Source organism: Croceibacterium ferulae (genome assembly GCF_003660445.1).
GTDB lineage: Bacteria > Pseudomonadota > Alphaproteobacteria > Sphingomonadales > Sphingomonadaceae > Croceibacterium > Croceibacterium ferulae.
Map to the genome: position 1 here is coordinate 1 of NZ_QZVQ01000011.1, position 13,565 is coordinate 13,565.

Consider the following 13,565-nt stretch of genomic DNA (forward strand, 5'->3'; position numbering starts at 1 on the left):
AACGGCATATATGGGGGACTTCCCTACCCGTCAACACACTATGGCAATTTTGTTGCGGCTGACGGGTAAGATGCTGAAAATGCACGGGTTTTGAAGGAGGCACCAGCCCGTGCCATGGCGATCCAGCCGAGAATCACCTGAGAATCAGCGCAACATCGACTGGAATCAGCCTTTCTGCGGCCGGCCACGCGGGGGACCACTGCGGCGAGCTGCGCCATCCGGCCCCTTGCGCTTGCCGGCATAACCGCCGCCGCTGCTGCCGCCATACGGGCCCTTGCCCCCCTGCCGCGGGCCGTCATTCGCACCCTTGCCACGGTGGAACGGCTTGCCGGGTTGGCGACGCGGCGCGCCACCGAGATCGCCCGGACCTTCCGGTGCCCGTTCGATCGTCACACCCGCGTCATCGCCGCCTTCGTCCCCTTGGCCGTTCGTCCGGGCGATCGCGCCGGCGAACTTGTCGGCAATGCCGCCGGGCACCTGGAAGAAGGTTTCGGTCTGTCCGATGCGGATCGCACCAATGTCGCCGCGCGCCGCATGGCCGCGACGGCACAGCAGCGGGAGGATCCAGCGCGGATCGGCATTCTGCCGGCGACCCACATCGATGCGGAACCACACGGCGTCCTCGAAGCCCGGACGCGGGGCATCACGGTCGCGCGCCTCACGCGGCATGTCGGGCGTCAGATCCTCGGGCTCTGGCATCTTGGCGCGATGACTGCGGACCAGTGCAGCCGCGATATCCTCGGGCGTCATCTTCTCGATCAGCACTGCGGCCAGTGCACGATCTTCCTCGTCGGCCTCCACCGGCTTCAGCAAAGTATCCATCAGGCGCGCACGATCTTTCTCGCGAATGTCCGCCGGGCCGGGTGCCGGGCCCCAGGTCGCATCCACGCCCGCACTTCGCAGCAGCATCTCGACCCGACGACGACGCGGGTATGGCACCACCAGCACCGCGGTACCCTTGCGACCCGCTCGACCAGTACGGCCGGAACGGTGCTGCAGCGCCTCGGCGTCACGTGGGACCTCTACATGCACCACCAGGCTCAGGCCCGGCAGATCGATGCCGCGGGCCGCGACATCTGTCGCCACACAGACGCGGGCACGGCCGTCACGCAGCGCCTGCAATGCCTGGTTCCGCTCCGACTGCGAGTGCTCGCCCGAGAGTGCCACGACGTCGAAGCCACGCTCCTGCAGGGTGGCATGCATCCGCCGCACATTGTCGCGTGTCGCGCAGAACAGGATGGCGGTTTCCGCCTCGTGATACCGCAGCAGGTTCACCACCGCGTTTTCGATCTCCGACGGGGCGACGGGCATAGCCTGGTAGGCGATGTCCCCATGGCCACGCTCCTGCCCGACGGTGGAGATCGCCAGCGCGTCACGCTGATATTGCCGTGCCAGTGCCACGATCGGGCGCGGCATGGTGGCGGAAAACAGCAGCGTGCGCCGTTCCGCCGGGGTGGCATCCAGGATCTCTTCCAGATCCTCGCGGAAGCCCATGTCCAGCATCTCGTCCGCTTCGTCCAGCACGGCCGCCTTCAGCGCCGACAGGTCCAGCGCGCCACGCTCCAGGTGATCGCGCAGCCGGCCAGGGGTGCCAACCACGATGGTGGCACCGGCACGCAGCGCCTGCCGCTCCATCTGCGGGTTCATGCCACCGACGCAGGTTGCGATGCGCGCACCCGTCTGGCTGTACAGCCATTCCAGCTCGCGGCTGACCTGCAGTGCAAGCTCCCGCGTGGGAGCGATGATCAGCGCCAGTGGTCCGGCGCCGAAGCGCACCCGACCGCTATCGTCCAGCAGGTCGTTGGCCATGGCGAGGCCGAAGGCCACGGTCTTGCCCGATCCGGTGCGGGCGGACACGATCATGTCGCGGCCCAGAGCCTCGTCCTGCAGCACGGCGGCCTGCACTTCGGTGGGATCGGCATAGCCCTGCGCGGCAAGCGCGGCGCCGATGGTCGGCGGAAGGTCGTTGAAAGTCATGATTTTCCGTATGTCTCACGGGCAGCAACAGCGCCGCACGTGTCCTGCCGAAATGCCTGCGGGCGATCAGGGGATCGCGCGAATGCCGGCAGAGAACGGGAGGGGGATGGATGCCCATAGCCGATTTCCCGGCAGAATGCGATGGCTGATCGAATCGGCCCGGCCTTGCACTTCGCACGCGCCGCGCCATCTGGTCGACCACTGGCGCACAGGCGCCTTTGCGTGTAAGGGCGCCCCCAATCATGGCAACGCGAATCAGTGACGCTCCACGCGTCGGAATGGTCAGCCTGGGCTGCCCCAAGGCACTGGTCGATTCCGAGCGCATTCTGACCCGGCTTCGCGCCGATGGCTACCGCATGTCCGCCGACTATGCCGGCGCGGATGTGGTCGTCGTCAATACCTGCGGCTTCCTCGACAGCGCGAAGGAAGAAAGCCTGGAGGCGATCGGGGAGGCGATGGCGGAGAATGGCCGCGTCATTGTGACCGGCTGCATGGGCGACGAAGCCGCTATGATCCGCTCCCGCTTTCCAGATGTGCTGGCCGTCACCGGCGCGCATCAATACGAGCAGGTGGTGGATGCGGTGCACGACGCCGCGCCGCCCAGCCAGGGGCCCTTCATCGACCTGATCCCGCAGCCGCTGGACGATGAAGGCGGCGTAAAGCTGACCCCGCGCCATTACAGCTACCTGAAGATTTCCGAGGGCTGCAATCATTCCTGCTCCTTCTGCATCATCCCGCAGCTGCGCGGAAAGCTGGCCAGCCGGCGGATCGATGCGGTGCTGCGCGAGGCGGAGAAGCTGGTCGCCGCCGGCACGCGCGAGTTGCTGGTGATCAGCCAGGATACCAGCGCCTATGGCGTGGACATCCGCCACCAGGAACAGAGCTGGAAGGGTCGCCAGGTCCGCGCGCACATGACCGATCTCGCCCGCGAGCTGGGCCAGCTGCGCACGCCGGAAGGCACCACACCCTGGGTGCGGATGCACTATGTGTACCCCTACCCCCATGTCGACCAGGTCATCCCGCTGATGGCCGAAGGGTTGCTGACGCCCTATCTCGACATCCCGTTCCAGCATGCCAGCCCCAGCGTGCTGAAGGCGATGCGCCGCCCGGCCAACGAGGCCAAGGTGCTGGACCGGATCCGCAACTGGCGCGAGATCTGCCCGGATCTGGCCATCCGCTCCTCCTTCGTGGTCGGCTTCCCCGGCGAAACGGAGGGCGACTTCCGCTATCTGCTCGACTGGCTGGAAGAGGCGCAGCTGGATCGCGTCGGCGGCTTCCGGTTCGAACCGGTGGAAGGCGCCACGGCCAACATTCTGCCCGGCGCCGTTCCGGAAGAGGTGAAGGAAGAACGCTTCCAGCGCCTGATGGAGGCGACCAGCCGCATCAGCACCGCGCGCCTTGCCGCCAAGGTCGGCCGCATCCTGCCGGTCATCATCGACGAGATCGGCGAGCCGGATGAGGATGACGGCAGCATCGGCGCCACCGGTCGCAGCCAGGCCGATGCGCCTGAGATCGATGGGCAGGTCCTGCTGCGCGACGTACCGGCCGACCTGCAGCCGGGCATGATTGTGGACGTGCTGGTAGAAGAGGCCGATGCGCACGATCTGTTCGGGGTTCCCGTCAGCCAGCGATAAGCCCGACGAGCGGCCTTGCGTCCTTGCCCATGCGCCCGCCTCGCCCCACTTGGCCGCGCATGGACAAGCTCGTTTTCGCACTCGCCCCTGCCCTGCTGCTGCTCGCCGGCTGCAGCCCTTCGGGCGCCTCAGGCACGGCCGGACAGGAGCAGACAGGCCAAACCACCGGGCTCGATCCGCAGCGCATGGCGCAGGTGGTCGAGCGGGCAGAAGCGATGGCGCCGCTCAACAGCATGGTGATAATGCGCGATGGCGAGGTGCTGCTCGCCCGCGCCTTCCATGATGGCCCGTCGGTCAGCCGGCCGGTCAACATCAAGTCCGCTTCCAAGTCGGTGATATCTGCCATTGTAGGCATCGCGATCAAGAAGGGCGTGTTCACGGGGGTGGAGCAGCCGGTCCTCTCGGTCCTGCGCGACAAGGCCCCGACCACGCCCGATCCGCTGCTGGAAAAGCTGCATATCGGCCACCTGCTGTCCATGCAGGCCGGCCTTGCCCGCACCAGTGGCGACAATTACGGGCGCTGGGTCTCCAGCCCGGACTGGGTCCGCTATGCACTGGCGCAGCCCTTCGTCGCACGGCCGGGCACGGACATGCTTTATTCCACCGGCAACACGCACCTGCTGTCCGCCATGTTGACCCGCGCCAGCGGCCGCTCCACCTACGATCTGGCGCAGGAATGGCTGGCGCAGCCGCTGGGCATCTCCATCCCGCAATGGCCGCGTGATCCGCAGGGCATCTATTTCGGCGGCAACGACATGCTGATGAGCCCGATTGACCTGGCGAAGTTCGGCGAAATGTACCGCCTGGGCGGCATCGTGGGCGGCCAGCAAGTGGTCCCGCGCGAATGGATCGCGGCGAGCTGGAGTCCGATGACCACCTCACCCTTCAGCGGCGGCGACTACGGGTTGGGCTGGTTCGTCAGCGGCGTAGGCCGGCACCCGCTTTATTATGCATGGGGGTATGGCGGGCAGATGCTGTTCATCCTGCCGGACCTGCAGCTGACGGTCGTAATGACCAGCGACACCGATGTAGAACGCGGCAGCGCGCATCTTGGCGAAGTGCGCGATCTGCTGGCGAACTACATAGTGCCCGCTGCGGAAGCGGGCGGCACGCGGCAGGCGGGTTCAGGTCTGGCCGACCAGAGGAACGGAGCCGAACCCAGCACGTAGCCCAGAAACGCTGTCTGAAGCGGAACAGCGAAGGCGAAGGCAGGGATGTCCAGCGTCAGCCAGGCGTGAGTATTCGCCGCCACATCGGCGATCATGATGCCGGCGGCCAATGCAACGCCGGCTCTCCGGCAGCCAGTCAAGATCAGCACGATAACCGCTGCATCCAGCAGCACCAGCGCCGTCCAGAACGCCTCCAGCACCGCCGGCGCCCAGGCATAAGGCCGCCATCCAGTCAGCCAGAAATCGCGGGCATGATTGAAGGCGCCGATCGCGAAGCACGCCGCATAGATGGCCAAGGCCACACGCGTCCGAAGCGTGTCTCCCCGAGGACGCACCGAACGCATCAGCTCAGGAAGAACCGCTCCGGCAGCAGCGGCTCCGGCGGTTGTTCGCCCAGATGCGGGGCGATGCTGATCTCCGCCGCGCGGCAGATCGCATCCAGCGGCAGGCCGTTGGCGGTCATGGCGAAGGGGTGGGCCAGCTCCTCCGTCACCTCCGCCAGACCCAGGAACACATAGCCGACGATTGCCACGAATACCGGCGTCATCCAGCCTGCCGGACCGACCAGCGCGAAGGGCAGCAGCAGGCAGAACAGCCAGATCGTGCGGTGGATCAGCAGCGAATAGACATAAGGCAGCGGCGTCACCGCGATCCGCTCGCACCCGGCCTGCTGCAGCGCGATGCTGGCGAGGCGCGTATCCAGCGCGCGAAGGCCGAAACCGTCGATGGCGCCGGCCTGCGCTGCCTCCGCCAGCCGCCAGGTGATGACGTCCATCATCGCATCGGGCGGATGGATCCCCTGCGCGATGGGCCCGGCCAGCGCCAGCGCCCGCTGGTCGTCCGGCAGGCGGCGCAGATTGGCCCGGTGCAGATGCAGGAAGGCCAGCGCCCCGCGCAGCAGATCGTGGCGCGGGCTCTTGTCGGCGATGAACAGCTCGGCCTCGCGCGCCAGGCTGCGCATGTCGGCCAGCAGCCCGCCCCACAGCTTGCGCGCTTCCCACCAGCGATCATAGGCGGCGTTGTTGCGGAACCCCAGGAACAGTGAGAGGGCAAGGCCAAAGGACGAATAGGCGACGGCGTCGATGCGCGGCAGCGGGCGCACCGCCTCGTCCACCCACACCAGCAGGCCTGCGAACAGCACCATCAGCAGCACGCGCAGCGCGATGTGCGGTACGATGGAACCGCGCATGGCGAACACCAGGTCGAATGCGGTGGGCTTGTCGCGGACGATCATGGGTGCGGCCGATCAGGCGTGACGGATGGTGGTGATGAAATCGAGCGACAGATCGTCGGAAAGGTGAAAGCCTCTCGCCGGCGAGAAGGCGATGCCGCGCGGTTCGTCCATGCGCAGGCCGGCATCGGTCAGCAAGGCACGCAGATCGTCCGGCGTCAGGAAGTCGTCCCAATGGTGGGTGCCGCGCGGCACCGCGCCGACCATCTCCGCCGCGCCCACCAGCAGCACCCGGCTGGTCGGTGTGCGGTTGGGGGTCGACAGCACCAGCAAGCCGCCCGGCGCCAGATGGCGGGCGAGTTCGCGCACGAAGGTCGGCTTGTCGCCCACATGCTCGATCACTTCCAGGCAGGTCACGAGGTCAAAGGTGCCGCCTAGCCCCGCCAATTCACCATCGCGATAGGTGATCGCCAGGCCGCTGCCAGCCGCATGCGCCTGTGCCGCCGCGATGTTGCCCGGTGCCGCATCCACCCCGGTCACCGCTGCCCCCAGCCGCGCCAGCGGTTCCGCGAGCAGCCCCGCGCCGCACCCGACATCCAGCGCGGTCTTGCCGGCAAGCGGCGTCGCGCTCTCGATATCGCCGCCCCAGTGCAGGTCGATCGCGGCACGCAGGAATGCCAGACGGACCGGATTCAGCCGGTGCAGCATGGCGCTGCTGCCCCGTGGATTCCACCAATCGGCGGCCAGGCGGTCGAAATGGGCCGCCTCGGCATCGCGGATGGTAACATTTGCGACAGTTGCATCACCCATGCAGCCACCCTAACAGCGCCGCGGGCAGGTGGCCAGACGGCGCCTGATACATGCGGAAGGGACGGGTTCTTGGCGCGGATCGTGATGAAATTCGGCGGCACGTCGATGGCCGGGTCCGAGCGCATCCGCCGCGTGGCCAACATCGTGCGGCGCCAGCAGGCAGCCGGGCACGAGGTGGCGGTGGTGGTCAGCGCCATGGCGGGCGAGACGGACCGGCTGGTGAACTGGTGCCGGGAAGCGAACCCGCTCTACGATCCGGCGGAATATGACGTGGTGGTCGCCAGTGGCGAGCAGGTGACCAGCGGCCTTCTGGCGCTGACGCTGCAGGCGCTGGGCTGCAAGGCCCGCAGCTGGCTGGGCTGGCAGATGCCGATCCACACGGTGGAGGCGCACAGCAAGGCGCGCATCGCCAGCATCGATACGGACGCGTTGCTGGCGGCGATGGCCGGCGGCGAGATTGCGGTGATTCCCGGCTTCCAGGGGCTGGCGGAGGATAACCGCATCACCACGCTGGGCCGCGGCGGGTCCGACACCAGCGCAGTGGCGGTGGCGGCCGCGATCGGGGCGGATCGCTGCGACATCTATACCGACGTGGACGGCGTCTATACCACGGACCCGCGCATCGTGGCCCGGGCGAAGAAGCAGGAATTCGTCACCTACGAAGAGATGCTGGAGCTGGCATCGGTCGGCGCCAAGGTGCTGCAGACCCGCTCCGTCAGCCTGGCGATGAAGGCGGGCGTGCGGGTGCAGGTGCTCTCCAGCTTCGTGGAGGACGGCGTGCCGGCAGACGATCTGCCGGGCACGATGATCGTATCGGATGAGGAAATGGCCGCAATCATGGAAAGCCGGGGAATGGAAGCGCAGCTGGTCACCGGCATCGCGCACGACAAGAACGAAGCGCGCGTGGTGCTGACCCGCGTGCCCGACCGTCCGGGCGCGGTCAGCATGATCTTCGGCCCGCTGGCCGATGCCGGCATCAATGTGGACATGATCATCCAGAATGTCGGCCGCGACAAGGGCGAGACCGACGTGACCTTCACCGTGCCCCAGGCCGACCTTGCCCGCACGCAGGCCCTGCTGGAGGACCGGCGCGGATCGATCGGCTTCAACCGCATCGTGGTGGATGCCAAGGTCGCCAAGATCAGCGTCGTGGGTGTCGGCATGCGCAGCCATGCGGGCGTTGCCGCCACGATGTTTCAGTCGCTGGCCGATCGCGGCATCAATGTGGAGGCGATCTCCACCAGCGAGATCAAGATCAGCGTGCTGATCGACGAGGACGAGACCGAGCTCGCCGTGCGCGTGCTGCACAGCGCCTACGGCCTCGACGCGGAGGACTGACGTAGAGCACCCCTGTTCCTCGACCTGAAAGCCGTATAACCCTCGCGGCAAGGGGCACAGGGGGATGGCGATGGTAAGACGCGGCACACGCAGGCTGATCAACGAGGCGAAACGCATCGTGGCCCGGCTGCGGGGAGCAAAGACGGTGCCGCCGGGTCTCGTGCACATGGGCGACCTGCGCAGCCTGGAGCCGCTGAGCCGCGAATATGGGTTCGACCGGGGCGATCCGGTCGATCGCTACTACATCGAAGCCTTCCTCAAGTCGCAGAGCACGCTGATCACCGGCCGCGTGCTGGAGGTGGGGGAGCGCCTCTACACCGAAAAGTTCGGCCAGGGCGTGACGCAAAGCGACATGCTGCATGTCGATGACCACCCCGACGCCACCTATGTCGACGACCTGACCGATGGCAAGACCATCCCCGGCGACGCCTATGACTGCGTGATCCTGACGCAAACGCTGCACCTGATCTTCGACATGAAATCGGCGGTGCATACCCTCTTCCGCGTGCTGAAGCCCGGCGGCGTGCTGCTGTGCACGGTGCCGGGCATCACCCAGATCGCTGACAGCGACTGGAACGACACCAGGTACTGGTCCCTTTCGAAGGGCGCTGCGACGAAGCTGTTCGGGCTGGCCTTCGGGCCGGAGCATGTGGAGATCGTGCAATATGGCAATGTGTTGAGTGCCACCGCTTTCCTGCACGGCATGGCCGCGCAGGAGCTGAAGCAGGCCGAACTCGATCATGCGGATCATGAATATCCGGTCATCGTCGCGATCCGCGCAACGGCCGGGGACGCGGCGGTCAAGATGCGGATGACAAACCGGTGGGACTATTCCGGCCGACCTGCGACCCCCTATGATGACGAGACCAGCTATGCCAAGGGCATGGCCTGGCTGGACGGACACGGCGCCACGGTCGAGGATTGGGGCTGCGGCACCTGCTACGCGCAGCGCTTTGTGACGCAGAGCCGCTATGTCGGGGTTGACGGCAGCGCCAGCGACCAGGCGGCGGTCAAGGCGGAGCTGCAGGAATACCGCTCCGAGACGGACTGCATCTTCATGCGCCATGTGCTGGAACACAATTGGGGCTGGCGGCAGATCCTGGACAATGCACTGCAATCCTTCGGCAAGCGCATGGTGCTGGTGATCTTCACTCCCTTTGCAGCCCCGGGCGCATCCGGCGATACGGTGCTGGACAGCACCGGCCCGATCCCCGATCTTGCGCTGGACCGGAACGAGCTGCGGCAGATGCTGGGGCCGTTTCTGGTGCGAGAGGAGCGGATCGAGACTAGCACGCAATATGGCACCGAAACTCTCTTCTTTCTTGAAAAGTAAGCCGTTCGTCCGGCGGGTCGTCTGGCCGCTGCGACGCCGCTGGCGTGCGCTGACTCCGCGTGCCGGCATCCTGATGTATCATCGGGTGGCGACCGAAGCGGTCGATCCGTGGAACCTGTGCGTCAGCCCGGAGCATTTCGAGCAGCAGATCGAGCTGCTCGCTCGGCGCCGCGCGGCAGTGGACCTCGGCGCCTTTGCGGGCGAGGACGTGATCGATCGAAAAGGCAGCAAGCTGGCCGTGACCTTCGACGATGCGTACCGCGACAATCTGGAGGTCGCGCTGCCGATCCTGGAACGGCATGGCGTACCGGCAACCATCTTCGTGATCTCGGATGCGCTGGGCCGCACCCGCGAATTCTGGTGGGATGCGCTCTGCCGTGCCGTGCTGGAAAGCGGCGACCTGCCCACCACGCTGGAAATCACGCTGGGTGGTCATGAGCGCAGCTTCGTCATCGACGATGACAGCGCCGCCGTGATGGCCCCCGGCCGCTGGAACGCCGACCGGGAAGAACCGCGCACGGGGCGCGAGCGCCTGTATATGGATCTGTGGAACGCCATTGTGGTGCTGCCGCCTGCGGACCAGGATGCGGCTGTGGCCACGATCCTGCTATGGGCCGGCATGCCGGTGGCCGGACCGGAAAGCCGCCGCCCCGCTACCCGTGAACAGATCGCCGCGCTGGCCGATCATCCGCTGGTCCGGATCGGCAATCACACCCGCCACCACCCCAGCCTGCCCGATCACGACGCGGCGCGGCAGCGGGATGAGATCGCCGGCTGCCAGCGTGCGCTGGAGGATCTGGCGGGCGGGCCGATCGACCGGATGAGCTATCCCTTCGGCCGCAACGATGCCGCATCGCGCCGCATCATTGCGGAACTCGGCATACCGGTCGCCTGCACCAGCTATCCGGCGGCGATCACCCGCACCACCCCGCGCGACCAGTTGACCCGCCTGCAGGTGCTGGATCAGGACAGCGAAAGCTTTGCCCGCTGGCTGCGCGACGACCACGCCCTGCTGGAAGGTGCCGCATGAGCGACACCCCGCTGATCACTGCCGTGATGATCTTCCGCAATGGGGAGGACTACATCGCCGAGGCGATCGGGAGCATCCTGGCGCAGAGCTTCACCGATTGGGAGCTGGTGCTGGTCGATGACGGCAGTTGGGACGGGGCGACCGCCATCGCGAAAGACTTTGCCGCCGCGCATCCCGGCCGCATCCGCTACATCGAGCATCCCGACCACGCCAATCTGGGCATGAGCGCGTCGCGCAATGCCGGTGTTGCCGCCGGGCGCGGGCGCTACATCTCCTTCCTGGATGCGGACGACATCTGGCTGCCGGAGCGGCTGGGCGTGTTCGTGGAGGTGGCGCGCCAGTTCCCCGCAGCAGGCATGATCTACGGTTCCACGCTGTACTGGTATAGCTGGGCTGGGGATGGGGAGAGCTATCTGGGGGAGCAGGACCAGCCCGGCGACATGCAGCTGCCGGTGCGGCGGCTGATCCCGCCTCCGGTGGCGCTGAGAAAGTTCATCAACACGGCGGGCGGCTGCCTGCCCGGCATCTGCAGCCTGCTGGTGCGGCGCGACGCCTATGATGCGGTCGGCGGCTTCGAGCCGAGCTTTCGCGGATTGTACGAGGACCAGGTCTTCCTCAGCAAGATGACCGCGACTCAGCCGGTGGTGGTGATCGCGGAGGTGCTGGATCACTACCGCCAGCACGCCGCCTCCTGCTGCTCGCAGGCGCTGACCACCGGGGAGTATGACCCTGTCGGCTACCACCCGGCCCGCGGCACCTATCTGCGCTGGCTGCAGGCCTATCTGCGCACGATCGGGCTGGACGATGCGGCGCTGGACCGGGCAGTGGCGCGGCAGCTGCGGCCCTATCGCTTGCCCGGCTACATCCCGGTGGACAGGCGGGTCCGCCGGCTGTGGAACGGGGCGACGCGGCGGATCAGGGCGGCAACGCCGGGCGCGGTGCTGCGGCAATGGTGGCGACTGAGCGCCTGGCGGCACGCCCGCCGCGCGGGCCGGACCTAGCGCGAGACGCCCAGCTCGCTCTCCAGCCTGCTGCCGACCTCCTGCAGCCGCAGCATCCGGCTATACAGGCCGCCGCTGCCCGCCAGCGCAGCGGGCGTGCCCTGTTCGACCACCTGCCCGCGATCGAGCACGATCACGTGATCGGCGTCCCGGGTGGTGGCCAGCCGGTGCGCGATGACCAGCACGGTGCGGTCCGCCGCCCCCCGGCGCAAGGTCGCCAGCACCTCCGCCTCGGTGACGGAATCCAGCGCATTGGTCGCCTCGTCCAGGATCAGGATGGCGCCGGGCCGCAGCAATGCGCGGGCGATCTCGATTCGCTGGCGCTGCCCGCCCGACAGCAGCACGCCGCGCTCCCCCACCTGGGTGTCGTAGCCGAGCGGCAGGCCGGCGATGAAGTCGTGGATTTCCGCCGCGCGGGCGGCTTCCTCGATCTCGCCCTGGCTGGCATCGGGCCGCGCCCAGGCGATGTTCTCGCGCACCGATCCGGAGATCAGGCCGGTATCCTGCCCGGATATCGCCAGCTGCGCCCGCCACCAGCCAAGGTCCAGCTCCATCAGCGGGGTGCCCGCGACGCTGATGGTGCCGCTGTCCGGATCGTGGAAGCGATAGAGCAGGTTGGTGATCGTCGACTTGCCCGCGCCCGATGCGCCGACCAGCGCCGTGGTCCTGCCCAGCGGGATGGTGAACGTGGCATCGGCCAGGGCCGCCCGCCGTTCCTGCGACTTGCCGTCATAGGAGAAACTGATCCGGTCGAACACGATCTGGCCCTCCAGAGCCGGCAGGCGGGCGGTCCCGGTCGCCCGGCGTGACCAGGCGGGGAGCGCATCGACCCGCGACACGGAGGCAAGCGAGGCATCGGCCTGCACCAGCCCGGTGCGGCTCCGCTCCAGCGCGGCGATGTTGGGCTGCAGCCGATGAAGCAGCGCGATAAAGGCGATCAGCGATGCCTGGCCCAGGTCGATCCACACCGCGGCGATCAGCAGCAGGGCGACGATCGCGGCATAGGCCACCTCCTGCATCCCGGAGATCGCGTTGTTGACCCGGGCGAGGTCGACATCGATCCGCATCAGGCGCCGGGTTATGTCCACGAACTGCTGTTGTACCTGCGGTTCCTGGCCATAGGCACGGGTCATCCGCATATTGTCCAGCAATTCATATGACCGGACAGAATAGGCCTCCGCTCCCCGCACCTTGGCCGTTCCCAGGTCGCGCACGCGCTTGTCGGCCGCCCGTCGGATGATCGACACGGCCGTGACCAGCAGACCGGCGATCAGCGTCAGCTCGGGCGAGATCAGCAGCAGCAGCGTGCCTAGCGCCAGCACGATGCAGGCAGAGGAGAAGAGGTCGAACACGGCGAAGATGGCGTCCGTGACGTTCCACACCTCCGTATCCAGCGTGTTGATCAGGGTGCCGTGATCGGTGACGCACAGGAACTGGTAATCGCTGTCGAGCAGCCGCTGGTGGATACGGCCGGCCAGCTCCAGGCTCAGCCGGCTGCCCAGCACCACCACATTGATGCTGTTGATATAAGTCAGCACCACGCGCGCGGCGACCAGCGCCACGATGAAGCCGGCGATCATGAACAGGCGGTTGTCCACCCCTGCAAGATCGACCAGCTGCGACAGGATGCGCGACAGCGCGCCGCCCTCGTCATCCATCAGGCTGCTGCCGGTGAACAGGATACCGATCAGTGGGATCAGCATGGAAATGCTGAGCCCGTCCATGATGGAAATCAGCACGCTGAACACCAGCAGCATGGCAATGCGCAGCGGAAAAGCACGGAACGCCTCCCGCACCCAGGCGAATATCAACCGCCTCACGTCAGCCGGAACATCCGGTCTGTTGCGATCACGGTCAAATGCGCCCCCATCTGTTGCCGCATCCGGCGGATCGATCCGCCTCACGCGAGTCGGGCCATCGCGGTAGTGTGGCGAAAAACACTTAGCAACCTCTTCACAGCCCCACGATCCTGCACCGTTCGAAACGATACCGTTCGCTCATACAGGACAATCGCGGTCGCTCCCAGCCCACCGTCTGGGGCGACGACTTGCCGTAAACTTTACGTGCAGGGTGAAAGGTTTATGCTGCCAGTTGTTCGTTTA

General features: G+C 66.9%; 10 protein-coding genes. 6 read left to right on the forward strand and 4 right to left on the reverse strand.

All coding sequences use genetic code 11. From position 1 onward, the window contains the following. Positions 1–165: 165 nt before the first annotated feature. Positions 166–1,977 (reverse strand): DEAD/DEAH box helicase, encoded by a 1,812-nt coding sequence (locus D5S08_RS13570; protein WP_121119482.1) that lies wholly within the window; start codon positions 1,975–1,977, stop codon positions 166–168. Between the two features lie 242 nt (positions 1,978–2,219). Here D5S08_RS13570 and rimO point away from each other — a divergent pair, with 242 nt between their 5' ends. Together rimO and D5S08_RS13580 are read left to right on the forward strand one after the other, a co-directional pair. Then, positions 2,220–3,611 carry a 30S ribosomal protein S12 methylthiotransferase RimO gene (gene rimO, locus D5S08_RS13575; protein ID WP_121119484.1) on the forward strand — a complete coding sequence of 464 codons (1,392 nt, stop codon included), beginning with the start codon at positions 2,220–2,222 and terminating at the stop codon, positions 3,609–3,611. 59 nt (positions 3,612–3,670) lie between these two features. Beyond that, positions 3,671–4,780 carry a serine hydrolase domain-containing protein gene (locus D5S08_RS13580; RefSeq protein WP_241557412.1) on the forward strand — a complete coding sequence of 370 codons (1,110 nt, stop codon included), beginning with the start codon at positions 3,671–3,673 and terminating at the stop codon, positions 4,778–4,780. A gap of 343 nt (positions 4,781–5,123) precedes the next feature. Here the strand turns inward: D5S08_RS13580 and D5S08_RS13585 are convergent, their stop codons facing one another. Then, positions 5,124–6,014: a bestrophin family protein gene (locus D5S08_RS13585; RefSeq protein ID WP_121119486.1), complete on the reverse strand. Its 891-nt coding sequence runs from the start codon at positions 6,012–6,014 to the stop codon at positions 5,124–5,126. 12 nt (positions 6,015–6,026) lie between these two features. After that, on the reverse strand, positions 6,027–6,761 hold the full coding sequence (gene ubiG, locus D5S08_RS13590) for a bifunctional 2-polyprenyl-6-hydroxyphenol methylase/3-demethylubiquinol 3-O-methyltransferase UbiG (protein ID WP_121119488.1): 735 nt from the start codon (positions 6,759–6,761) through the stop codon (positions 6,027–6,029). Between the two features lie 69 nt (positions 6,762–6,830). On the opposite strand from ubiG, the gene D5S08_RS13595 reads away from it, so the two are divergent. The 4 genes from D5S08_RS13595 to D5S08_RS13610 all read left to right on the forward strand — a co-directional run bounded on the left by D5S08_RS13595 (position 6,831) and on the right by D5S08_RS13610 (position 11,463). Continuing rightward, a complete protein-coding gene (locus D5S08_RS13595) occupies positions 6,831–8,099 on the forward strand; it encodes an aspartate kinase (protein ID WP_121119490.1) in 1,269 nt (422 codons plus the stop codon). Positions 8,100–8,163: 64 nt separating this feature from the next. Continuing rightward, on the forward strand, positions 8,164–9,432 hold the full coding sequence (locus tag D5S08_RS13600) for a methyltransferase domain-containing protein (RefSeq protein ID WP_206610347.1): 1,269 nt from the start codon (positions 8,164–8,166) through the stop codon (positions 9,430–9,432). Continuing rightward, the gene (locus D5S08_RS13605; protein WP_206610348.1) at positions 9,422–10,462 is read left to right on the forward strand and encodes a polysaccharide deacetylase family protein; all 1,041 of its coding nucleotides are present in this window, start codon (positions 9,422–9,424) and stop codon (positions 10,460–10,462) included. The genes D5S08_RS13600 and D5S08_RS13605 overlap by 11 nt, the downstream gene beginning before the upstream one ends. Continuing rightward, positions 10,459–11,463, forward strand: coding sequence for a glycosyltransferase family 2 protein (locus D5S08_RS13610; RefSeq protein ID WP_121119496.1), 1,005 nt, complete (start codon positions 10,459–10,461; stop codon positions 11,461–11,463). Before D5S08_RS13605 ends, D5S08_RS13610 begins: the two co-directional genes overlap by 4 nt. Here D5S08_RS13610 and D5S08_RS13615 read toward each other — a convergent pair. Continuing rightward, positions 11,460–13,283, reverse strand: coding sequence for an ABC transporter ATP-binding protein (locus D5S08_RS13615; RefSeq protein ID WP_126665566.1), 1,824 nt, complete (start codon positions 13,281–13,283; stop codon positions 11,460–11,462). The genes D5S08_RS13610 and D5S08_RS13615 overlap by 4 nt on opposite strands. Between the last annotated feature and the right edge of the window lie 282 nt (positions 13,284–13,565).